Source organism: Streptomyces sp. NPDC008313, from assembly GCF_042956125.1.
Lineage (GTDB): Bacteria > Actinomycetota > Actinomycetes > Streptomycetales > Streptomycetaceae > Streptomyces.
This window is the reverse complement of record NZ_JBIBFR010000002.1, coordinates 265,921-286,736: the sequence shown is the minus strand read 5'-3', so window position 1 is coordinate 286,736 and position 20,816 is coordinate 265,921. Positions and strand designations below refer to the sequence as shown.

Sequence of the window (20,816 nt, the reverse complement as noted above, 5' to 3'; positions counted from 1 at the left end):
GCGCCGGCCGCTGCGGGCGGACGTTCCGGCACGCCCCCTCCCGTACGCCGCCGACTGCGGGCGGATGGGGGCGGGTGACGGCGGCCCGGCTGCGCGGTCGGCTGCGGGCAGGTGGGACGGGTGGCCGGGGCCCGGCTGCGCCGTCGGCTGCGGGCAGGTGGGGCGGGTGGGCGGTCGGCCCGGCTGCGGGCGGGTGGGGGAACGGCCCGGTGCGCCGTCGGCTGCCGCGGGGTGGGGTCAGGTGGGCCAGGCTTCTGCCAGCATTTTGCGGGTGTCGGCGAGGAGCTGGGGGAGGATCCGGGTGTGGCCCACCACCGGCATGAAGTTGGTGTCGCCGCCCCAGCGGGGGACGATGTGCTGGTGCAGGTGCGCGGCGATGCCCGCGCCCGCGACGCTGCCCTGGTTCATGCCGATGTTGAAGCCGTGCGCGCCCGAGGCGGTCCGCAGCGCGGTCATCGCCTGCTTGGTCAGCTCGCCCAGTTCGACGGTCTCCGGGCCGGTCAGATCCGTGTAGTCGGCGACGTGGCGGTAGGGCACGACCATCAGGTGGCCGCCGTTGTACGGGTAGAGGTTGAGCACCGCGTACACGTGCTCGCCGCGCCTCACCACGAGCCCGTCCTCGTCGGACTTCGCCGGGATGGAGCAGAAGGGGCAGCCGTCCTCGGCGCCGGGGCCGGTCGGCTTGTTCTCGCCCTGGATGTAGGCCATCCGGTGAGGCGTCCACAAGCGCTGGAACGCGTCCTGCGTGCCCACCCCGATCTGCTGCTCCGGCTCACTCGTCATGTGAAGCAGCATATGACCTGGACGTCGGTCGGCGTGTCGCGGGGGCGGACGGGGACGGGCCCCCGGGGAAGACCCCGGGGGCCCGCGTCTCACACCTGGACGCGGCGCTCCACCACGTCGACGAGCTTCGCCAGCGCCTCGTCGCGCGGGATGCCGTTCTCCTGTGAACCGTCGCGGTAGCGGAACGACACCGTGCCCGCGTGCATGTCGTCGTCACCGACGATGATCATGAACGGGACCTTGAGCTTCTGCTGGGTGCGGATCTTCTTCTGCATCCGGTCCGAGGACGCGTCGACCTCGACCCGCAGGCCCTTCCGCTTCGCCTCGGCGGCGAACTCCTGCAGATACGGGATGTGCGCGTCACCCACCGGGATGCCCACCGCCTGCACCGGGGCGAGCCACGCCGGGAAGGCCCCGGCGTAGTGCTCCAGGAGCACCGCGAAGAAGCGCTCGATCGAGCCGAACAGGGCCCGGTGGATCATGACGGGGCGCTGCTTCGAGCCGTCCGGGCCGGTGTACTCCAGGTCGAAGCGCTCCGGCAGGTTGAAGTCCAGCTGCACCGTCGACATCTGCCAGGTACGGCCGATGGCGTCGCGTGCCTGGACGGAGATCTTCGGGCCGTAGAAGGCCGCGCCGCCCGGGTCCGGGACCAGGGGCAGGCCCTGCTTCTCGGCGACCTGGCGGAGCGTCTCGGTGGCTTCCTCCCAGGCCTCGTCGCTGCCGACGAACTTCTCCGGGTCCTTGGTGGACAGCTCCAGGTAGAAGTCGGTCAGGCCGTAGTCGCGCAGGAGGTTGAGGACGAAGGTGAGCGTCGTGTCGAGCTCCTGCGCCATCTGCTCCTTGGTGCAGTAGATGTGCGCGTCGTCCTGGGTGAAACCGCGGGCGCGGGTCAGGCCGTGCACGACGCCCGACTTCTCGTAGCGGTAGACCGTGCCGAACTCGAAGAGCCGCAGGGGCAGTTCGCGGTAGGAGCGGCCGCGCGCGTCGAAGATCAGGTTGTGCATCGGGCAGTTCATGGGCTTGAGGTAGTAGTCCACGCCCTCGTCGAGCTGCATGGGCGGGTACATGCCGTCGGCGTACCAGTCCAGGTGGCCCGAGGTCTCGAAGAGCTTCCCCTTCGTCGCGTGCGGGGTGTAGACGAACTCGTAGCCCTCCTCCTCGTGGCGGCGGCGCGAGTAGTCCTCCATGACCCGGCGGATGATGCCGCCCTTGGGGTGGAAGACGGCGAGGCCGGAGCCGATCTGCTCGGGGATGGAGAAGAGGTCGAGCTCGCTGCCCAGCTTGCGGTGGTCGCGCTTCTCGGCCTCGGCGAGGAACTCCAGGTGCGCCTTCAGCTCGTCCTTGGACGGCCAGGCGGTGCCGTAGATGCGCTGGAGCATCGGGTTCTTCTCGCTGCCCCGCCAGTACGCGGCGGCGTTGCGCATCAGCTTGAACGCCGGGATGGCGCGGGTGGTGGGCAGGTGCGGGCCTCGGCAGAGGTCCTTCCAGCACAGGTCGCCGGTCTTGGCGTCCAGGTTGTCGTAGATCGTCAGCTCGCCGGCGCCGACCTCGACGTCCGCCCCGTCGTCGTGCGACGCGGAGCCCTTGAGGCCGATCAGCTCCAGCTTGTACGGCTCGTTCGCCAGCTCCTCGCGGGCGGCGTCGTCGGTGACGACGCGGCGGGAGAAGCGCTGGCCGCGCTTCTGGATCTCCTGCATCTTCTTCTCGACGGCCTTGAGATCCTCGGGCGTGAAGGGCTTCTCCACGTCGAAGTCGTAGTAGAAGCCGTCCCTGACCGGCGGCCCGATGCCCAGCTTGGCCTCGGGGAACAGCTCCTGCACGGCCTGGGCCATGACGTGCGCGGCGGAGTGGCGCAGGATGTTCAGGCCGTCCTCGGAGGAGATCTCGACGGGCTCGACCTTCTCGCCGTCCCGCACCTCGTACGCGAGGTCCTTGAGCTCTCCGGCCACGCGGGCCGCGACGACGGTGCGCTCGCCGGCGAACAGGTCGGCCGCCGTAGTGCCCGTCGTCACCACGCGCTCTTCCCGCTCGGAATCGCGTTGGATGATCACACGGACGTCTGACACCGGTCTCTCCTGCCTGAAGGGCACGCGCGCATCGACTGTTGCGCACGCGATACGAGAGCGATCGTACCGAGCCCGGGGGGAGCTTCGCGAAACGGTTTGCCCGCGCGCGGGTGCCGCCGCCCCGCGCCGGACGCCGTCACTCCCCGCTGCACGCCTCCCCGAAGAAATCCATGTTCTCCTGGAGCGACTTCATCAGCCGGTCCCGCTCGGCCTCGTCGACCGGCACCGGTGCGACGCCCGAGGCGTCCGTGAGCCGGCGGAAGCCGCCGCGGCGCTCCAGCCGGCCCCGGACCCGGATCGGCAGCCCGACGAGGTGGGCGTGCCCGGCGATCCGGTACGCCTCCTCGCCGAGGGCGACACGGACGTAGGGAACCTCCGCGCCCGCGACCACCCTCAGCCGTACGACGCCCTCGCCGCGCGGATCTGACCTGCGCATCCGCACCACGGCGCCGGTGACGCACACCGGGACGGACGGTTCCCGGCGCAGATAGCGGGCCGCCGCCGCACGGAGCGCGGGCAGGTCGCCCGGAGAGAACTCGACCGGCTCGGCGGGGGCGGCGCACCCCTCGGGGACTCCGGCGGCCGGGGCCCACTCGACGGCGATCCTGGCGCCCTGGGTGCCGTGGACCAGGGCGACGATCGCCTCGGTCAGCTCATGGCTGACGCCCGCCTCCACGGCCGTGTCGAAGGCGTCCATGCCGCCGGTGGCGCGCTGGTAGTCGACGGCCTCCCGGGCCGCGTACAGCGCCTGGTGCAGGCGGACGGCGAGCGGGCGCCCGGTACGGACGGGCACGAAGGCGGTGAGGCGGCGGCCGCCGGGGGCGGCGCCGGTCAGGACGCTCTCGAGCGACGCGGCGGCGGGCCCCCGGTGGCGGGCGCCGTAGTAGCCGGCCCGCGCGCGGGCGGCGAGCGCGCCGGCGAGGAGCATCTGCCGGGCGGCGGCGCGCAGCTGTTCCTCCACGGTCCACGGCGCCGCGCCGGCGGGGCCGGTGGGGACGTCGCGCCACCAGCGGATCTCGTCGCTGGGGACGGTGAGGCCGAGCAGGACGTCCCGGGCGGCCGGGGATCCGCTGCGGGAGAGCGCGACGAGGGCCTCGCCGAGCAGGTCGTCGCTGTCGGGGAAGGACCGGTTCTCCGGTACGAGCAGGCTCGTCGCCGCGCCGCCGGGTCCCGGTGGTGTCCAGCGCCCGTACCGTCCGGCGGCCCCGCCGCGGCGCTGCCAGCCGTGCCGGTGCAGCAGCGCGCTCAGCACGGCCGGATCGACGTGTTCCGGGGCCGGGGGTCCGGGCCAGGGGCCCGGTGCCTCGACCGGGTGCGGGCGGACGGGGCGCAGAGGTCCGTCGAGGGGGCGGTGCGTCATGGTCTGCCTCCCGTTCCGACCCGCGTCATGATCTCGCAGAGCGCCCGGTCGTCGAAGATGCGCGAGGTCGGTATCCGCACGGTGGTCTTCCGGCGGCCGGTGACGGGGTGACCGGCCAGGTTGGTCCAGTAGCAGCAGTGCCGCAGGTCGAGGCGGTCGTGACCGGCCCGCAGCCAGTCCTCCTGGGCGCGGGGCACGAGCATCACGACGAGGATCTTGTGCACCGAGACGGGGGTGCGGGCCAGCTTCGCCAGGTGGTCGTTGTCGAGCGTGAAGGAGAAGGCGGGCCCGGGAGGGTTCGGCGGTATCTGGTACGTGCACTTCAGCTGGACCTTGATGGTGACCTCGTCGTCCACGGTGTGCCCGGGGGCGCTGTGGCTGACGTGCCAGTCGATGCCGTTGTCCGGGAACGGCTGGGAGAGGGAGCAGCCCGCCGCGGCCGCCACGGCGTGGAGGTAGCCCACCTGGAGCGTCTCCATGCAGGCGGTGGTCGCCAGGGTGCCGCGACGCGGTGCCGTCCTGTCGGGCAGCAGCCCGCCCCGCTCGGGCTGCGCGAGTGCCATGGCCAACAGCCTTTCCAGCCGGGTGGATCCTTGCCACGGGTCGCTGAACTGCAAAGACCCGTACCTGTGTTGTCTCCTCCCGGCGTACGTCGCAAACAGGGCGGGTATCACCGAAACGGGCAGAGGACGGTGCGTCAGCTGCCGGAGGTGAACGAGGAGTTGTCGCGTATGACGTGCTGGTACGAAGGCCCGCTGGCCGCGTTCGACACGGAGACGACGGGCGTGGACGTCGAGACCGACCGGATCGTGTCGGCCGCCGTCGTCGTCCAGGTCGCGCCGGGTGCCCGGCCGCGGGTGATGCGGTGGCTGGTGAATCCGGGGGTGCCGGTGCCCGCGGGGGCGACGGAGGTGCACGGGCTCACGGACGAGTTCCTGCAGCGCAACGGCCGCTGGCCGTCGCCGGTGATGGACGAGATAGCCCGGGAGCTGGGCGAACAGAGCGCCGCGGGGCGCCCGTTGGTGGTGATGAACGCTCCGTTCGATCTGACGCTGCTGGACCGTGAGCTGCGCCGGCACCGGGCGTCCGGTCTCGACCGCCGGCTCGGCTCCGTGCCGTTGCATGTGCTCGACCCGCGGGTCCTCGACAAGCATCTGGACCGCTACCGCAAGGGCCGCCGTACCCTCACCGATCTGTGCGCGCACTACGGCGTCGAACTGGAGGCCGCTCACGACGCGGCGGCGGACGCGCTGGCGGCGCTCGAGGTGGTGCGGGCGGTGGGGCGTCGTTTCGCGGCGCGTCTGGAGCGGCTCTCGCCCGCCGAACTGCACACGCTGCAGGCTGTGTGGCACGCGGCGCAGGCGCACGGTCTGCAGGCGTGGTTCGCGCGCAGCGGCTCGGAGGAGCTGGTGGACCCGGCGTGGCCGCTGCGTCCGGAGCTCCCGGCCGCGGCGTGAGGCGCGGGCGCGCAAAAAAGCCGGTCCGTCGGTGACGGACCGGCCTTCCCGGTGGGCGATACTGGGTTCGAACCAGTGACCTCTTCGGTGTGAACGAAGCGCTCTCCCACTGAGCTAATCGCCCGGGAACGCACTGAACCATACAGGTCCGGGCGGGTGAGGTTCAAACCGCTTCCAGGTGTTCCCTCAGTCCCCGCCGTCCGGCTCGCATCATCAGCGTGTGGTTGGCCCGGAAGAGGGGCCGTCCCGGTACGGCGAGGCGCCGCAGCAGTGGCTTGGTCACGTCGACCTCCTGGTCGTAGCGGGCCCGGGTGCCCGGCCCCCCGGCGGTGACGGTCCAGCGCGCCCGGCCCTCGATGTCGCCGGTCATGGCGGCCTCCAGGACCCCGGCCTCCGGGTCGCGGCGCGTCTGCCGCGCGGTGAACACCAGGTCGTACGGGAGGAGCGAGCGGATGCGGAGCCGGCCGGTGCGGTCGTCGATCCGGGTGACCTCGCGGACCTGGGGCCACCAGAGCGGATAGTCCTCGGGGCGTTCCAGGGCGGCGTACACGGCGGCGGGCGGGGCGGGCAGCTCCCACAGGGTGCGGAAGCGGTAGTGGGTCCAGTCCATGGGCCGAGTCTGCCGGTCGCGAGGGGGTCCCGGGGCCGGGGGTACGGGCGGGGCAGGGGGTCGGGTGCGGGGGCCGGGTGCGGGTGCCGGGCATCTGAGTACGGGGCTGAGTACGTGCGCTCATGCCGTGCGCCGTGACCGGAACCACACTCCGTCGTATGACGAATATTCCGCCTCCCGCCGAGGAGTTGCGGCTGCTCGACGCCGAGCTGCGGCAACTGGACGGCCGCCGCGCGCAGTTGCTGATACGCCGCGCCTGGCTCGTGGACGTGCTCCGGGCGGCCGCCGCCCCGCCGCCGCAGGCCGCCCCGCTTCCGCAGGCCGGGCCCCACCGGTCGTGGCCGGCGCCCGTCGCCGCCCGCCGGCCCGAGGCGTCGGCGCCGGGCGTACAGAACGTGCTGCTGGTGCTCGGCGGCATTCTGCTGACCGTCGCCGCGATCGCGTTCACGCTGGTCAGCTGGGGCCGGATGGGGATCGCGGGGCGGGCCGTCGTGCTGGCCGCGGTGACACTGGCCGCGCTCGGTGCGCCGGTGGCGCTGCTGCGCCGGGGGCTGCGCTCGACCGCCGAGGCGGTGGCGGCGCTCGGGCTGGCCCTGACGGTGCTCGACGTGTACGCGCTGCACGAGGTCGCGTTCCCCGGCGCGCGGGGCGTCGCGTACGCGGCCGCCGCGTCGGCCGTACTGGCCGCGGTGTGGGCCGGCTACGGGCTGGCCATGGACACGCGGACCGCCTCCGGCCGGGCATCGGGGCCGGTCGGGCTTCCGCTGGGGCTGCCGCTCCCGGCCGCCGCGGCCACGGCGCAGCTCCCGCTGCTCCTGTGGGCGGCCGCGGCCGGTGCGGACGCGCACACGATGACCGTGTCACTGCTGGCGACGGCCGCGTTCGACACGGTTCTGGCGCTCCGGGTGCCGGTGCGGGCGGTGCGGATCGTCGCGGTCACCGGCGCGTACGGGATGGGCGGCTGGGGTGTCCTGGCGGCCGGCCGGCTCTCGTGGGCGGCCCACGGTCCGGGCGAGGCGGCCGGTGCGGCGGCGCTGCTGCTGTTCGCCGCGGCGGTCGCGCTGGCGGCGGCGTGGCGGGGGCCGGAACAGGACGTCGCGGTCGGCAACGCGCTGGCCTGCGCGCTGCTGCTGGTCGTGGCCCTGGGGGGCGTGCCGCGCGCGGTGCTGCCCGGCGAGTGGACCGTTCCGGTGCATCTCGCCCTCGGTGTCGCGCTGTTGGCCGTCGTACGGAGTGCGCTGCCGGCGCCGGTGCGGCGCGGGTCGGTGCTGGCCTCGGTGTGCGTCCAGGTGCTGGCGCTGTCCTGGGCGGTGCCCCTGGTGGCCGCCGCGCTGCTGGGGCCGGTGGGCCTCGTGGAGCACGTCTGGTCCGGCGCTCCCGCGGACGTCCGGGCGGCGGTGACGCCCGGCGGCACGTGGCCGTCGGACATGACCACGGCTCCGCTGGTGCCCGCCGTCGTCGCGGGTGTCCTGGCACTCGCGGGCCGGGGCACGGACCGGCGGCCCGGGGCGGCGGCCGGGGCACTGGCCCTGGCGTGGGCGACGGCGCTCGTGTTCCCGGCGACGCTCGAACTGCCCTACGCGGCGGGGCTGGTGGTGCAGGGGTTGACGACGGTGGCGGTGCTGGCCGTGGCGGTGCGCACGGTGCCGTCGCCGCTCGGTGTCACGGCGGCCGGGCTGGCTCTGGTGACCTCGCTCGGGCTGGCGTTCCTGGCCCTGGCCACGCAGGGGTCGACGCTGGCGGTGCTGGCGGCCCTGACCGTGCTGTTCGCCGGTGCCGCGCGGTGGTCGCCGCCTCTCGCGCCCGGCGGTGCGGCGGCCGGCCTCGCGTACGCCACGGCGCTGGTCTGCGCGGTGGGCGCGTGGGCCGGCTGGGCACCGCAGCACATCGCGCTGCTGGTGCTGGTGGTGCCGGTCGCGGCGGCGCTGCTCGCGGCCCGGACGCGCGACCAGGTGCTCACCGTGACGGTCGAGGTGACGGGCGCAGCCGCTGGTCTGCTCGCGATCGGGCTGTCGGCGCTCGACCCGTCGATGCTGTCGCTGGTCCTCGCCCTGAGCGGTGTGGTCGCCGTGGGCACGGCCGTCCGCGCCGACCGCAGGCGGGTCGGCTACGCCGCCGCCGTGCTGTTCGCGCTGGCCTCCTGGGTGCGCCTGGTCTCCTGGGACGTCGGCTCGCCCGAGGCGTACACGCTGCCGGTGACCGTGCCGGCGCTGCTCATGGGCGCGCTGAGGCGCCGTGAGGACGCGCGGGCGTCGTCCTGGACGGCGTACGGACCGGGTCTCGCGGTCACCCTCGTCCCGAGTCTCCTCGCGGCCTGGGGCGACGCGTACGGGCCGCGGCCGCTGCTGCTGGGCGCGGCTGCCCTGGCGGTCACGCTGGTGGGGGCCCGGCAGCGGCTGCGGGCGCCGCTCGTGCTCGGCGCGACGGTCCTCGCCCTCGACGCCCTGCACGAGCTCGCCCCGTACATCCTCCAGGTGGCCGGTGCGCTCCCCCGCTGGGCGCCTCCCGCACTCGCCGGTCTGCTGCTGCTCGGGCTCGGCGCGACGTACGAGCAGCGGCTGCGGGACGCGAGGCGGATGCGGGAGGCGCTGGGACGGATGCGCTGAGGCAGGCGGGCCCTCCTGGGCGCCGCCGGAGGTCAGGGCATCCGGTCGCCGAGCAGGGCCAGGTTCTCGATGGCGGCGAGGCCGTAGAGGGCCGTGTCGTTGGTGTACACCCAGTCGGCCTCGCTGCCCGGTACCAGGGTGACGGGGCCGCTCACCTTCTCGGTGGTCCAGGGCGCCGACTCCTTGTAGCCGTCGGAGTCGTAGAACTTGTTCCAGGCGCGCCGGGCCAGCTTCTCGTCGCCGGTCCGGACGGCGGCGTACGCGTCGAGGCGCGAGTGGCCCTGGAAGAGGATCAGTGAGCCGAAATCCGAGCCGTAGCGTGCCGCCTGTTCGGTCTTGGAGGCGTTGAAGTAGCGGCAGTAGTCGAGGTAGGCGTCCTTGAACCCCGGGACGTCCACGAGGTCGATGAGTTCGGCGCACAGTTCGCCCAGGCCGAAGACCGCGGACAGGTGTGAGACGGAGACCACGGGCTCGGAGGCGATCGCGAACCTGCCGGTGTCCAGGTCGTAGAGCCCGCTGCCCTGGACGAAGCCGTTGGGCTGGGCGGCGATGGTCTCCATGGTGGAAAGGACGCGTGCCTTGGCCTTCTCCCACTTGGGGCCCTTGCGTTCCCACTCGGTGAGCCAGGCGGAGACGAGGCCGCTCCAGTCGGTGCCGAAGCCGATCGACAGGGCGTGCCGGTCGGGCGTGTACGGCTCCGTGCGGATCTTGCGCAGGGGGTCGAGGGCGAGGAAGGTCTCGTCGGAGTCGACGTTGGCGTGCATGAGGTCGCCGACGCGCTCGTCCGCGGTGAGGAAGTAGTAGTAGCGCCGGTACGTGGTGTTGGCGATGCGCTGCTGCTTGGCGCTGTCGGCGTAGTGCTGCACGCCGTGCCGGGTGCCGAGCCCGGCCCACTTGCCGAGGTGGTAGACGTCGACCTCGCCGGTGTGGCGGGTCATGGTCTCGGCGAAGCGGAAGATGTCGGCGCGGCCCGAGCGGAGGTAGGCCATCCAGAGCCAGATGTCCGGGGAGAGTTCGGAGTTGTCCCAGGCGTATCCGCCGACGTCGTAGCGCCACTGGTGGCGGGCCGGGTCGTAGGAGTGCATGACGTCGCCGTAGTCCCAGAAGCCGTACCAACGGCGCATCTCCACCTGGTCCTTGTAGTAGGCGAAGAGGAAGTCGAGGTGGTCCTCGATCCTCGCCTTGGCGGCGGTGGAGCGGTCGGGTTCGGAGAAGAGGCCGCCGAAGACCCCTGCCTTCACGAGGTGCTTGGGCGGCGCGGCGAGCTGGGGCAGGGTCCGGACGGCCCTGACCTGGTCGGCGAGCTTCTCGGGGGCGGGGGTGGACTCGTTGGCCCAGAAGAGGAGTTCGGAGGTGCGGGCGATGCCGTGCGGGGTGCCGAACCCGGGTTCGTAGTCCTCGTAGGTGATGTTGAGGCCTTCGAGCTGTTCGGCGTAGGTGTCCTGGCCCATGCCGTCGTGGTAGAAGCGCAGGTCCATGGGCTGTGCCTCGGGCGACCAGAGCCAGAGGGTGACCTCGGCCTCGTCGGTCCGCGCGTCGCGGATGTCGAGCTGGGCGGGGTACTTCTCCCAGAAGTCCCGCAGCCCGAAGGAGAGTCCGCCGCTCGCGCCGCCGACGTAGCCGAACCCGGAGGCCCGCTTCCCGCCGCCGGCGCCGATCCAGCCGTGGCCCTTCGTGGTGCGCTTGCGCAGGGTGAAGCCGTCGGAGGAGAGCTGGGAGAGCGTGTAGTCGCCCCATTCGGGGATGTACCGGAGGCGGGTGGTGACCCGCTGGTCCCAGGTGGACGGGTCGGGCAGCTTCTCGCCGGCGAACTGGGCGGCCTGTACGGCGGCTCCGGGGTCGCGGCGCAGACCGGTGACGCCCTTGACGGCCTCCCGCAGCAGCCCGGTGCCCTCGCCGCCGATGCGGATGTGCCGGTCGTATGCCTCGTCGCGCATGGGCACGGTGAAGCGGACGCCGAGGCCGCGGACGAAGTCGCCGCTCGCCTTTCCGGGCTCCTGCTTCCCGTCGAAGGTCACGGTGTGCACCATGCGGAACGACTCGGAGCCCGCGTAGAAGTACAGGCGGACGGAGAACGGCATCCAGCCGCGTCCGCCGTGGCGGTGCTCGCCGTCGATGCGGACGACGGCGCGGACCGGGCCGTCCTGTTCGACCTCGGTCCCGGAGATGTGGCTCTCGAACCGCTCGTACTTCTCGGCGCCCTGGTCACCGTCCTCCAGTTCGCCCTGCCGGATGAGGACCAGACGTCCGTTCCTGGCGATCTCGGTGGAGCCGCGCCTGACCGACTTGACGAGGGCGGAGCCGCTCTTGCCGATCCTCGCGGTGACGACTCCGGTCGATATGTCGATCGAGCCGCTGCGCTCGTCGACGGTGACCTTCCTGTCGGGGGCGGCGGGAGCGCCGGGCGCCAGGGTGAGCTTTCCGCTGCCCGCGCCCGCGCCCACCGCGTGCGCGGTCCACTTGAGGGAGCCGTCCGGCCAGTAGGCGATCGGCCAGGACTGCACGGGTACGTCCTTGCCGTCCGCGGTCGTGAGCGCGAAGGTCTGGTCCTCGTCGTGGGCGCCCTTGGGCCAGGGCACGCCCACGGTGGTGCCGGGGGCGGCGCCGAGGCCGCCGTCCTCCAGCCAGTCCAGGGTCACCGGGTCCTGGCCGGACGCCTCGGTCCCGGTGGCGGCCTGCGCGTTCTTCGGGCCCAGTGCCCAGCTGAACTGTGCGGCGGCGCCTGCGACGGCGGCCGCCTTGAGGAGGGACCTGCGGGGGATGGGGGACATGGCCTTTCCTTTCCGGACGGGGAAGTCAGGGGCATGACAGATCGAGGGGCGGCGCCGGAGCGCCGGCCCGCGGGTGGGGCGCAGAGGGCGGTCAGCGGTGGCGGTGGCGTTCCTCCACGGCGACGGCGGCCGCCGCGACGGCCCCGAGGACGGGGACCGCCAGCGGTGCGGAGAACCAGGCGGAGCAGACCACCACGGCCAGTCCGCCGACGAGCAGGAAGGAACCGGCGGGGTCCACGAGCGTGCGGCGGCCGGCGGCCGCGAGCAGCGAGCGCCACGAGGCGCCCGGCTCCCAGCGGGCCGCCGCGCGCAGTCCGGCCACGGCCAGGCCGATCAGGGCGAGCACCCCCACCGCGCCGACGAGCGGACCGCCGGGCAGACCGGCGCGGACGGCCCGCACGTCCACCCAGACCGCGCCCGCCGCGGCCCAGCCGGCGAGCCCGGCGAGCCATCCGCCGCGCAGGGCGGCGCGGAAGTCGGCGGCGAACGCGCCGAGGCCGCCTCCCTCGTGGGCCGTGTGCCGGCGCAGATGGCGGCTGCCCGCGGCGAACGCGGCGGGGTAGGTGACCAGCGGCAGCGCGGCCACCGTGATCCACACTCCGGTCAGCAGGCACTCGGCGAACAGCGCGAACCTGCCGGCAAGCGGGGACTCCCCCGGCGTGCGGCGCGGCCTTACGGTTGCCTGGCTCATCGCCGCACCTCAGCCCTTCAGTCCGGACGTGGCCATGCCGTCGATCAGATAGCGCTGGAACGCCAGGAAGAAGGCGAGCACGGGCAGCAGCGCGACGAGGGACATGGCGACCATGCCGCCGTAGTCGGCCACGCCCTCCTGGTCGACGAACATCTTCAGGCCGAGGGAGACCGTGTACTTGTCGGGCTCGTTGAGGTAGATCAGCGGGCCCATGAAGTCGTTCCAGGAGTTGATGAAGGTGAAGATCGCGCTGGTGATCAGGGCCGGCCGGCTCAGCGGGAGCACGATCGACCAGTAGATGCGCAGATGCCCGCAGCCGTCGAGGCGGGCCGCCTCGTCGAGTTCCCGGGGGAGGTTGCGCATGAACTGCATCATCAGGAAGACGAAGAACGCCTCGGTGGCGAGGTACTTGCCGAGCAGCAGGGGTGTGTACGAGTTGATCAGGTCCATGTTGCGGAACAGCACGTACTGCGGGATGAGCAGCACGTGGTAGGGCAGCAGCAGGGTGCCGATCATCAGCGTGAACAGCAGGTTGCGGCCCGCGAACCTGATCTTCGCGAAGGCGTACGCGGTCAGTGAGCAGGACAGCAGGATGCCGGCCACGGAGCCGACGGCGAGGAACAGCGAGTTGAGGAAGAACGTGGAGACGGAGATGTCCGCGATGCCCTCGGTCAGGCGGGCGTAGTTGGACGTGATCGGGGAGCCGGGGAACAGGTCCAGGCTGCCGACGATGTCCTCGCTCTTCTTGAACGAGCCGCCGACGACCCAGATCACCGGATAGAGGATGACGGCGAGGAGGGCGAGGGAGCCCAGGTGCCAGGCGAGCGATCCGGGCAGCCCGCGGCGGAGGCCACCGCCGGACTTGGTGGACGGGGTCTGTGCGACGTCGGTGACCTGCGCGCTCATCAGGCGCCCTCCTCGTAGTGCACCCAGCGCTTCTGGGACCAGAACAGCACCGCCGTCACCAGGGCGACCGCGACGAGCAGCATCCAGGCCATGGCGGAGGCCAGGCCCATCCGGCTGTTCTCGAAGCCCTGGACGTAGAGGTAGCAGGTGTAGACCATGGAGCCGTCCGCGGGACCGCAGGCGTTGCCTCCCGCCCCGCCGCCCACGATGTACGCCGAGCTGAAGATCTGGAAGGAGTGGATGGTCTCCAGCAGGACGTTGAAGAAGAGGACGGGGGAGATCATCGGCAGGGTGATGTTCCAGAACTGCCGCAGCTTCCCCGCGCCGTCGACCTGCGCCGCCTCGTACAGTTCGCGCGGGACCTGCTTGAGGCCGGCGAGGAAGATGACCATGGGGGCGCCGAACTGCCAGACGGTGAGCGCCACCAGGCTGTAGAGGATCATGTCGGGGTCGCCGGTCCAGCCCCCGGCGTCCACGCCGAACAGCTTCTGCGTCCGGTCGACGATCGCGTCGTCCGAGAAGATCGCCTTCCAGACGATGGCGACGGAGACGCTCGCCCCGATCAGCGAGGGTGCGTAGAAGGCGGCCCGGTAGAAGGCCTGCCCGCGCCGCTTCTGGGCGAGCAGCAGGGCCACCGCGAGCGCCGCGATCAGTTTGACCGGCGTGCCGACGACGACGTACCACATCGTCACCCGTACCGAGTGGCGCCAGCGGGGGTCGCCGAACATCTCCGAGAAGTTGTCGAGACCGATCCACCGGGGCGCGTCGAAGAGGTTGTAGTCGGTGAACGCGAAATAGAGGGAGGCGATCATGGGCTCGGCGGTGAGCAGCAGGAACCCGGCGATCCAGGGGGACATGAAGAGGTAGCCGGCCAGGTTCTCCCGGCGGCCCCGCCGCTTGAGGGCGGCGGGGCGCGGGGAGTCCACCGGACCGTGCCGCGGCTCGGAGCCCCTGGCCGGGGCCTCCGTCGCGGGGGCGTGTGTCACGGTGGTTCCCATCAGCCGGCGAGAGCCGTCTTCGACTCGGTGAAGAACTGCTTGGTCGCGTCGTCCACCGACCGCTTGCCCAGCGCGAGTTCCTCGGCGATGCGCAGGAAGGCGGCCTCGCAGATGTCGGCGCCGTTCGGGTGCGGGGTGATGGTCTCCAGAACGCCCGCCTTCACCAGGGACTCCTCGTAGGCGGCGATGCCCTTGTCGACCTCGTCCGCCGGCTGGTACGCGTCGTACTGCGCCCGCGTGGCCGGGACACCGCGGTCGTAGCCCATGATCTTGGCGACCTCGGGGTCGTGCACCATGAAGTCGATGAACTGAGCGACCTCCTCGGGGTGCTCGGTGCGCTTGGAGGCGCTGAGCATCAGGGAACCGAGGTACTGGCCGGTCTTCTCGCCGTCGGTGGTCGGGATCGGGGCGAGGCCGTACTCGCTCTTCCCCTCGGCGGTGTAGCGGACGGTGAAGTTGTCCCAGGTGAACTCGGAGCCGGCGAGTTCGGCGGAGACCGCGGACTTGGGCTTGACCTGGGCGACCTTCTTCGGGTCGGCGTAAAGCCCCTCCTCGACACCCTTCTTGGCCTTGGTCCACCAGTCCTCGAGATCGGCCTCGGTGAAACCGAGCCCCTTCTCGGTGAAGAACGCCTTGCCGTTCTGGCGCAGGTACAGGTCGTAGAGGTACATGACGCCGTACATGCCGCTGTCCCCGGCGCGACCCGCCCTGTCCCGGATCCTCTTCATCGCCGCGTCGAAGTCGTCCCACGTCCAGCCCTGTTCCGGCTTCACGCCCGCCTTTGTCCAGACGTGCTTGTCGATGACCAGGGCCATCGAGTTCGAACCGACGGGAACGCCGAGGAGTTTGCCGTCGACCACGCCGAACTTCTCCAGATCCGCCCGGAATCCGTCCATGGAAAGGTTGCCGGCCTTCACCTGCTCGTCGAGGTCGAGCAGGACATTCTTCGCGTCGTATTTCCGGAGGAATCCGATGGCATTCTGGAAGACGTCGGGCGGATTCCCGCCGGAAGCCTGGGTGTTGAACTTCTTCCAGAAGTCCGTGTACGGCTGGAAGTCCGTCTTCACCTTGATCTTCGGGTACTTCTTCTCGAAGAGCGCGATGGTCCGGTTGATCCGCTCGGCCCGGTCGTCCGCGCCCCACCATGAATAACGGATCGTCACCGTCCCGTCCCCGGAGCCGCTGTCGCCGCCACAGCCCGTCGTGGCGGCGAGCCCCAGCGTGGCCAGCGAGGCTCCGGCCGCTTTGAGGATCGTTCGCCTCTCGACACTTCTGTTCTCTGCCATAGTCAGGCCCTCCCCGCGACGTGCAGGCCGCCGTCATGAATCGTTTCAAGTAAGCGCTTGCTGGCACAAGGTACGGAGGCCCTCCGGGCACGTCAATGATTCGGACAGGAATTCATGTGTTGCGGTTCGGCAGCACCTCACCGCGGCCGGGACTCCCGTCGGCCCTCCGCGCCCGACCGTGCAGGTCGGGCGCGGAGGACCGACGGGCCGAACGGACCGGGCCGGTGCCGGCGATCGGCCGGGTGAGGTGTGGCGGGACGCGGCGGGACGTCACGTGGCGTGACGGAGCGTGGCAATGGGGGCGCGTCCCGAGCGAAGCCCCGGGCGGCGACGGAGCACCCTGCGTGGCACTCTCCGGAACGGCCCCGGGCCTGACCGGCGGTGACGGTGAGCGGCCCGGGACAATGACGAAGGCGGCCCGCTCCACCATGTGGTGGAGGGGGCCGCCTGTCGCGGGCGTGGGCGATACTGGGTTCGAACCAGTGACCTCTTCGGTGTGAACGAAGCGCTCTCCCACTGAGCTAATCGCCCGGGCGCAGAGAGAACATTACCCCATGTCAGACGGTGGTCCGGACCGGATGTCAGACCGCGGTGCGGGCCGGACGCCGAGGGCGGCCGCGGACCGGCGCCGGGCGGTCGCGGGCAGCGCACCGCCGAAGCACGGCGGCGCCGGCAGGGCGCGGCGGCGCGGACAGGACGCGGCCGGCCGGACCGCGGTCCGCCGGGACGCCCGCCCGGTCATTCCTTGATCCGCCACGGCATCTCGAAGCCGAAGCGCCACACGTAGACGCTCACGCCGACCGCGGCGATCACCAGGCCGACGGACGTGAGGATGATGTTGCGGCGCCGGACCGTGGGGTCGAGCGCGCGCTGTGTCGCCTCGGTGACCTTGCGTTTCGTCCAGCGCAGCACCAGCTGGGCCCAGACGAACTCGGTCCCCCAGATCGCCATGCCGCCGAAGATCACCAGCCAGCCGGGCCCCGGCAGCGGAAGCATCACCACGCCCGCCGCCACGACCGCGAGGCCGACGACGAAGACGCCCACCTGCCAGCTCAGGTGCAGGGCCCGCCGGGCCTTGATGAATTCCGGCGCCCGCGAACCGAGCGCCGGCTCCGCCTTCGTTCCACCGGTGGCCAAGTCGGCCACAACCGGCTCGTCACTCCCCGTATTCATGGATCCCAACCCTACCCGAGAGAAACCAGTCACCGGAATGGTGGTACCTCGCGAACGCCCTCTCGGCCGGACGAGCGACCTAAAGACACGCAAAACACGCAGAGGGGTTTACAACGGCACCGTAGGTGGCATGTCGATTTCGCCGACGTGCGAATCCCCGAGCGCACACTGAGCGAAAGGCCCTGGCGCTTATGAACACCACGGTCAGCTGCGAGCTGCACCTGCGCCTCGTTGTGTCGAGCGAGTCCTCACTGCCTGTTCCCGCAGGACTGCGGTATGACACGGCCGATCCCTACGCCGTGCACGCCACCTTCCACACCGGAGCCGAGGAAACCGTCGAGTGGGTGTTCGCCCGCGACCTCCTCGCCGAGGGCCTGCACCGGCCCACCGGTACCGGCGACGTCCGAGTCTGGCCGTCCCGGAGTCATGGTCAGGGAGTCGTCTGCATCGCCCTGAGTTCTCCCGAGGGCGAGGCACTGCTCGAGGCCCCGGCGCGGGCCCTGGAGTCGTTCCTGAAGCGGACGGACGCCGCCGTGCCCCCCGGCACGGAGCACCGCCATTTCGATCTCGACACCGAGCTGTCACACATCCTGGCCGAGAGTTAGCGAGGCCCCTCCAAGCCGCCCGGCGCCGTCCACTCGGGGAGACGGCTCGGGCTCAGACAACCGCACAGAACAGGACCCACCGGCGCTGTGGCCGCGGAACTCCGCGGAGGCGGCGCCGGTGGGTCCTTCTCGCGCCCTGGCCCGGCGCTGCCGGTCACCCGCCGGGGTCCGTGCTTCGTGTGCGCGCCGGGCCCCGGCCGGGCCCCGTCCGGCCCCCGACGGGGACCGCGCCCGGCCGTCCGCGCCGTGGAGCCACTACCATCGGCCAGCACCGGGCGGGCGCCGGCCCGACCCCCAGGCCAGGGAGCGAAACGTGCTGATCACCCACGACACCCGGTGCGCCCTCGACACCGTGGTCGATCTGGTGAACACCGCACCGGAGGACGACACTGCGGACGGGCTCACCACGCTCGCGTCCCTCGAGGACTTCGTACGCAATCACCAGGTCAGCGATGTCGGTGTGCTGTCGCAGCGCGATCTGGCGGCCGTACGAGCGGTGCGCGGGCGGTTCGCCGGGATCTTCGCGGCCGCCGACACGCGCGCCGCCGCGCTGGTCATCAACGACCTGGTCGCCGCCGCCGGGACCACGCCCCGGCTCACCGACCACGACGGCTACGACTGGCATGTGCACTACTTCGCGCCCGGTGCCTCCGTCGCGGATCACCTCGCCGCCGACTGCGGGATGGCACTGGCGTTCTTCGTGGTGGCGGGCGAGCAGGAACGGCTGCGGCGCTGTGAGGCGCCGGACTGCCGGCGCGCCTTCGTCGACCTGTCCCGCAACCGCTCGCGGCGCTACTGCGACAGCCGCACCTGCGGCAACCGGCTGCACGTGGCGGCGTACCGGGCGCGGCGGAAGGAGGCGGCGGGCTGACGAAGCCCGCGGCGGGTGACGCCGGGGGCTTCGCATACGGCTCAGAGCAGCAGCAGGTCGTGCAGCGAAGCGATGAGCAGCAGACAGCCGATTACCGCAAGGAAGATCATCAGCGGTGGCTGGGAGAGCGCGAAGAGACAACCCCGTCGCTCCTCGGGAGGGGCGGCGGTTTCGCTCTGTGTTGTGTCCAGCATCTCGCGGCGATGATGACTCAGCGTGGGCCCGCCTCGCGATCAACACGCCCGGAGTGACCGGTAGTTCACCAAGATCCGCTGCGGGCACGAGCGAACGTGATCATTTACCCGCCGTCGCGTGATCTGCTGTGTCGTTTCAGCGCGTCATATGCCGGAGTGCCTCACGGACGCGTGGACGGACGTGCGGACGTGCGGACGGGGCGGCGTGCAGACGGTGCGGACGAGGCGGCCTCACTGTCTGCACGCCGCGCGTCCGGGCCGTCGGTCTCATATGCCGTGCTTCTTCAGGATGGCCTCGATGTCACTGAAGTCGTCCGCGCCCTGGGAGGAGCGGGGCTCGGCCCCGGGGCGGCGGGTGGCCGGGCGCGCAGCGGGCTCCAGGGCGGACGCCGGGGCCCCGGGCGCGGCGGCCTCGCGCTGAGCGGCCCGCGCCGCCCTGCGCTCCTTGCGGGTCCCTCCACCGCGCCGCTCCACCGCCCTGGTGATCATGAAGAGCAGCCAGGCGCAGCCGAGCACGGCGAAGCCCGCCCAGGCGGTGGGGCTGAAAGCGGTGTCCGCCAGCCAGCCGACGATGCCCGTCATGACCAGCCCGACGGGTACGAGGGCATAGGCGGCGACGCGCGCCGCGGCGAGGAAACGCTTGCGGTAGGCCGTGACCGCGGCGATGCCCAGGCCGGCCGCGGAGACGGCGGAACAGACGGTCTCGGCAATCATCCGGTCCTCCAGGCAGGTGCTCGGTCGGGCGGGGTGGTTCGTCCCTTCCATCCTGCACCGCCGCACCTGCGGTGTGCCACGCCCCCGGGCAGACCTCAGGGAGATCTCCGGGTCGCCGTCCTCCCGGAGTCCCGGTCCGCGCCTCCCGGCGGTGAGCGCGACGGGGGCACGGCGAGGGCGGGGCGGGGGCGGGACGGTCCCGTTTGGGGCGTCCGGCCAGGGCCTGGAAGACTGTGACCATGAGCGACTCCTCCCCCGCCCGCGCCGTCCCCGTCCTCGACGTGTGGTGCGAGCTGCAGTGCCCGGACTGCCATGGCGCCCTCGACGATCTGCGCGCCCTGCGCGCACGCTACGGCGACCGGCTGGAGCTGCGGCTGCGGCACTTCCCGCTGGAGAAGCACCAGCACGCCTTCGCCGCCGCCCAGGCCGCCGAGGAGGCCGCGGAGCAGGGCAAGGGCTGGCCGTACGCGGAGGCGGTGCTCGCCAGGACGGAGGAGCTGGCCCGCCGGGGAGAGCCCCTGCTGGTCGAGGTGGCCAGGGAACTGGGCCTGGACGCCGAGGAGTTCGACACCGCCCTGATCGACGGACGGCACATCCTCATCGTGGACGCCGATCAGGCCGAGGGCAAGGCGATCGGCGTGACCGGCACCCCGACGTACGTCATCGGAGGCGAGCGCCTGGACGGCGGCAAGAGCCAGGCGGGACTGCGCGAGCGCATCGAGGAGATCGCGGACCGCCTGCTGGCGACCGCCCAGGAGGCCTGAGCCACCGCACCACGGATCCGCTGCACCACCACAGCACCGCGTCACCGCGCTGGGCCGTACACCTGGAGCAGCGGCTTGTAGTAGGCGTGCCGCGTGGTCTCGTAGCCGAGCGACTCGTAGAGCCGCTCGGCCGCCGTGTTGCCCGCGAAGACGTTGAGGCCGAGCAGGCGGCGGCCGGCGGCGATCGCCTGGGCTTCGGCCAGCAGCATCAGCGTGCGGCCGTGCCCGCGGCCGCGGTGGGCCGGGTCGGCCTCGACGTCGAAGACGTAGGCGCGGTCCTCGCGCAGCGCGAGCCAGAGGATGCCGACCTTCTCCCCCTCGTGCTCCACCACGCTGAAGACCATGTTCTCGGTGTCCGGCCCCTGCGGCAGCAGCGTCTCGTGGTCCCGTCGCGCCTTGGCGCGGGCGGCGGCCTCGGGCACCCCCCGCTCCATCCAGGTGCGGGCGTACCGCTCCGACTCGTGGGCGTGCCAGGCCTCGTACTCGTCGTCTGTCATGGGCCGCGCGCGGCTGCCGTCGGGCAGGCCGGGCGCGGTGTCGCCGAGCCGCTTGGTCATGCCGCGGTTGCGCAGGACGTAGCCGAGCACCTGCGCGAGCCGGGTGCCCGCCTCGGCGTCGGCGTCCGCCACGACGTCGACGCCCGCCTCGATCTGCCGGCAGCCCCAGCCGCGCGCCACCTCCTCCGCGGCGAGCGCGGCCACCGTGCCACGGCCGCGCCGGCGGTCGGGCACGTCGATGCGCAGCTCGTGGATCACGGCCACCGAGTCGCCGAGGGCGGCGGAGGTACCGAGGTGTATGACGCCGACGGGGCGGCTGTTCACGCACACCTGGTAGTGGCGCGAGCGCGTTCCGTCGGCGGCGGACTGAAGCGGCTCGGTCGGCCGCAGGGTGGTGGTCATCAGGGGTGTTGTACCCGTCCGACGGCGCCCCGTCATCCCGGTATTCCGGATCCCGGCAATCC

General features: G+C 72.1%; 19 protein-coding genes and 2 tRNA genes. 5 read left to right on the top strand and 16 right to left on the bottom strand.

Translation table 11 applies throughout. From position 1 onward, the window contains the following. Nucleotides 1-237: 237 nt before the first annotated feature. From ACFY93_RS04120 to ACFY93_RS04105, 4 genes are all read right to left on the bottom strand, one after another. Nucleotides 238-795, bottom strand: a complete 558-nt coding sequence (locus ACFY93_RS04120) for an HIT domain-containing protein (RefSeq protein ID WP_391353368.1) — start codon at nt 793-795, stop codon at nt 238-240. A gap of 77 nt (nt 796-872) precedes the next feature. Beyond that, entirely contained in the window at nt 873-2,849 is a 1,977-nt protein-coding gene (gene thrS / locus ACFY93_RS04115; protein WP_391353367.1) for a threonine--tRNA ligase, read from the bottom strand. 136 nt (nt 2,850-2,985) lie between these two features. Continuing rightward, nucleotides 2,986-4,209 (bottom strand): hypothetical protein, encoded by a 1,224-nt coding sequence (locus ACFY93_RS04110; protein ID WP_391353365.1) that lies wholly within the window; start codon nt 4,207-4,209, stop codon nt 2,986-2,988. Further along, nucleotides 4,206-4,772 (bottom strand): DUF4365 domain-containing protein, encoded by a 567-nt coding sequence (locus tag ACFY93_RS04105; RefSeq protein WP_391353364.1) that lies wholly within the window; start codon nt 4,770-4,772, stop codon nt 4,206-4,208. The genes ACFY93_RS04110 and ACFY93_RS04105 overlap by 4 nt, the downstream gene beginning before the upstream one ends. 168 nt (nt 4,773-4,940) lie before the next feature. Here ACFY93_RS04105 and ACFY93_RS04100 point away from each other — a divergent pair, with 168 nt between their 5' ends. Then, a complete protein-coding gene (locus ACFY93_RS04100; protein ID WP_391353362.1) occupies nt 4,941-5,666 on the top strand; it encodes an exonuclease domain-containing protein in 726 nt (241 codons plus the stop codon). Nucleotides 5,667-5,718: 52 nt separating this feature from the next. Here the strand turns inward: ACFY93_RS04100 and ACFY93_RS04095 are convergent. Next, nucleotides 5,719-5,790, bottom strand: a tRNA-Val gene (locus ACFY93_RS04095). A gap of 39 nt (nt 5,791-5,829) precedes the next feature. Then, nucleotides 5,830-6,276, bottom strand: coding sequence for an SRPBCC family protein (locus ACFY93_RS04090; protein WP_391353360.1), 447 nt, complete (start codon nt 6,274-6,276; stop codon nt 5,830-5,832). A 158-nt stretch (nt 6,277-6,434) separates the two neighbouring features. On the opposite strand from ACFY93_RS04090, the gene ACFY93_RS04085 reads away from it, so the two are divergent. Then, the gene (locus ACFY93_RS04085; protein ID WP_391353359.1) at nt 6,435-8,882 is read left to right on the top strand and encodes an SCO7613 C-terminal domain-containing membrane protein; all 2,448 of its coding nucleotides are present in this window, start codon (nt 6,435-6,437) and stop codon (nt 8,880-8,882) included. Between the two features lie 32 nt (nt 8,883-8,914). Here the strand turns inward: ACFY93_RS04085 and ACFY93_RS04080 are convergent, their stop codons facing one another. The 7 genes from ACFY93_RS04080 to ACFY93_RS04050 all read right to left on the bottom strand — a co-directional run bounded on the left by ACFY93_RS04080 (nt 8,915) and on the right by ACFY93_RS04050 (nt 16,707). Next, the gene (locus tag ACFY93_RS04080; protein ID WP_391353357.1) at nt 8,915-11,653 is read right to left on the bottom strand and encodes a Tat pathway signal sequence domain protein; all 2,739 of its coding nucleotides are present in this window, start codon (nt 11,651-11,653) and stop codon (nt 8,915-8,917) included. A gap of 91 nt (nt 11,654-11,744) precedes the next feature. Then, entirely contained in the window at nt 11,745-12,344 is a 600-nt protein-coding gene (locus ACFY93_RS04075) for a hypothetical protein (protein WP_391353354.1), read from the bottom strand. Between the two features lie 9 nt (nt 12,345-12,353). Next, nucleotides 12,354-13,250, bottom strand: coding sequence for an ABC transporter permease subunit (locus tag ACFY93_RS04070; RefSeq protein WP_391353352.1), 897 nt, complete (start codon nt 13,248-13,250; stop codon nt 12,354-12,356). Then, nucleotides 13,250-14,248: an ABC transporter permease subunit gene (locus ACFY93_RS04065; RefSeq protein WP_391353350.1), complete on the bottom strand. Its 999-nt coding sequence runs from the start codon at nt 14,246-14,248 to the stop codon at nt 13,250-13,252. The genes ACFY93_RS04070 and ACFY93_RS04065 overlap by 1 nt, the downstream gene beginning before the upstream one ends. Next, the gene (locus tag ACFY93_RS04060) at nt 14,248-15,534 is read right to left on the bottom strand and encodes an extracellular solute-binding protein (protein WP_391353348.1); all 1,287 of its coding nucleotides are present in this window, start codon (nt 15,532-15,534) and stop codon (nt 14,248-14,250) included. The genes ACFY93_RS04065 and ACFY93_RS04060 overlap by 1 nt, the downstream gene beginning before the upstream one ends. Before the next feature lie 459 nt (nt 15,535-15,993). Next, nucleotides 15,994-16,065: transfer RNA gene (locus tag ACFY93_RS04055), tRNA-Val, on the bottom strand. 207 nt (nt 16,066-16,272) lie between these two features. Then, a complete protein-coding gene (locus ACFY93_RS04050; RefSeq protein WP_391353347.1) occupies nt 16,273-16,707 on the bottom strand; it encodes a TIGR02611 family protein in 435 nt (144 codons plus the stop codon). A 191-nt stretch (nt 16,708-16,898) separates the two neighbouring features. Here ACFY93_RS04050 and ACFY93_RS04045 point away from each other — a divergent pair, with 191 nt between their 5' ends. Next, the gene (locus ACFY93_RS04045; RefSeq protein WP_003959770.1) at nt 16,899-17,312 is read left to right on the top strand and encodes an SsgA family sporulation/cell division regulator; all 414 of its coding nucleotides are present in this window, start codon (nt 16,899-16,901) and stop codon (nt 17,310-17,312) included. 313 nt (nt 17,313-17,625) lie between these two features. Next, nucleotides 17,626-18,183 carry a CGNR zinc finger domain-containing protein gene (locus tag ACFY93_RS04040; RefSeq protein ID WP_391353345.1) on the top strand — a complete coding sequence of 186 codons (558 nt, stop codon included), beginning with the start codon at nt 17,626-17,628 and terminating at the stop codon, nt 18,181-18,183. 41 nt (nt 18,184-18,224) lie between these two features. On the opposite strand, the gene ACFY93_RS04035 is transcribed toward ACFY93_RS04040, so the two are convergent. Further along, the gene (locus ACFY93_RS04035; RefSeq protein ID WP_391353344.1) at nt 18,225-18,377 is read right to left on the bottom strand and encodes a hypothetical protein; all 153 of its coding nucleotides are present in this window, start codon (nt 18,375-18,377) and stop codon (nt 18,225-18,227) included. 267 nt (nt 18,378-18,644) lie between these two features. After that, nucleotides 18,645-19,091, bottom strand: coding sequence for a hypothetical protein (locus tag ACFY93_RS04030; RefSeq protein WP_391353342.1), 447 nt, complete (start codon nt 19,089-19,091; stop codon nt 18,645-18,647). Nucleotides 19,092-19,330: 239 nt separating this feature from the next. Between ACFY93_RS04030 and ACFY93_RS04025 the strand changes: the two genes are divergently transcribed. Next, the gene (locus ACFY93_RS04025; protein ID WP_391353340.1) at nt 19,331-19,855 is read left to right on the top strand and encodes a DsbA family protein; all 525 of its coding nucleotides are present in this window, start codon (nt 19,331-19,333) and stop codon (nt 19,853-19,855) included. A 41-nt stretch (nt 19,856-19,896) separates the two neighbouring features. Here ACFY93_RS04025 and ACFY93_RS04020 read toward each other — a convergent pair whose 3' ends face one another. Then, nucleotides 19,897-20,754, bottom strand: a complete 858-nt coding sequence (locus ACFY93_RS04020; protein ID WP_391353339.1) for a GNAT family N-acetyltransferase — start codon at nt 20,752-20,754, stop codon at nt 19,897-19,899. Between the last annotated feature and the right edge of the window lie 62 nt (nt 20,755-20,816).

Bases quoted from the DNA above. Each gene is read 5' to 3' on its own strand.
- ACFY93_RS04105 (WP_391353364.1), bottom strand. From the start codon at position 4,772: ATGGCACTCGCGCAGCCCGAGCGGGGCGGGCTGCTGCCCGACAGGACG.
- ACFY93_RS04045 (WP_003959770.1), top strand. From the start codon at position 16,899: ATGAACACCACGGTCAGCTGCGAGCTGCACCTGCGCCTCGTTGTGTCG.
- ACFY93_RS04035 (WP_391353344.1), bottom strand. From the start codon at position 18,377: ATGCTGGACACAACACAGAGCGAAACCGCCGCCCCTCCCGAGGAGCGA.
- ACFY93_RS04025 (WP_391353340.1), top strand. From the start codon at position 19,331: ATGAGCGACTCCTCCCCCGCCCGCGCCGTCCCCGTCCTCGACGTGTGG.
- ACFY93_RS04080 (WP_391353357.1), bottom strand. From the start codon at position 11,653: ATGTCCCCCATCCCCCGCAGGTCCCTCCTCAAGGCGGCCGCCGTCGCA.
- ACFY93_RS04050 (WP_391353347.1), bottom strand. From the start codon at position 16,707: ATGAATACGGGGAGTGACGAGCCGGTTGTGGCCGACTTGGCCACCGGT.
- ACFY93_RS04100 (WP_391353362.1), top strand. From the start codon at position 4,941: ATGACGTGCTGGTACGAAGGCCCGCTGGCCGCGTTCGACACGGAGACG.
- ACFY93_RS04065 (WP_391353350.1), bottom strand. From the start codon at position 14,248: ATGGGAACCACCGTGACACACGCCCCCGCGACGGAGGCCCCGGCCAGG.
- ACFY93_RS04110 (WP_391353365.1), bottom strand. From the start codon at position 4,209: ATGACGCACCGCCCCCTCGACGGACCTCTGCGCCCCGTCCGCCCGCAC.
- ACFY93_RS04060 (WP_391353348.1), bottom strand. From the start codon at position 15,534: ATGGCAGAGAACAGAAGTGTCGAGAGGCGAACGATCCTCAAAGCGGCC.
- ACFY93_RS04090 (WP_391353360.1), bottom strand. From the start codon at position 6,276: ATGGACTGGACCCACTACCGCTTCCGCACCCTGTGGGAGCTGCCCGCC.
- ACFY93_RS04075 (WP_391353354.1), bottom strand. From the start codon at position 12,344: ATGAGCCAGGCAACCGTAAGGCCGCGCCGCACGCCGGGGGAGTCCCCG.
- ACFY93_RS04070 (WP_391353352.1), bottom strand. From the start codon at position 13,250: ATGAGCGCGCAGGTCACCGACGTCGCACAGACCCCGTCCACCAAGTCC.
- ACFY93_RS04020 (WP_391353339.1), bottom strand. From the start codon at position 20,754: ATGACCACCACCCTGCGGCCGACCGAGCCGCTTCAGTCCGCCGCCGAC.
- ACFY93_RS04030 (WP_391353342.1), bottom strand. From the start codon at position 19,091: ATGATTGCCGAGACCGTCTGTTCCGCCGTCTCCGCGGCCGGCCTGGGC.
- ACFY93_RS04085 (WP_391353359.1), top strand. From the start codon at position 6,435: ATGACGAATATTCCGCCTCCCGCCGAGGAGTTGCGGCTGCTCGACGCC.
- ACFY93_RS04120 (WP_391353368.1), bottom strand. From the start codon at position 795: ATGCTGCTTCACATGACGAGTGAGCCGGAGCAGCAGATCGGGGTGGGC.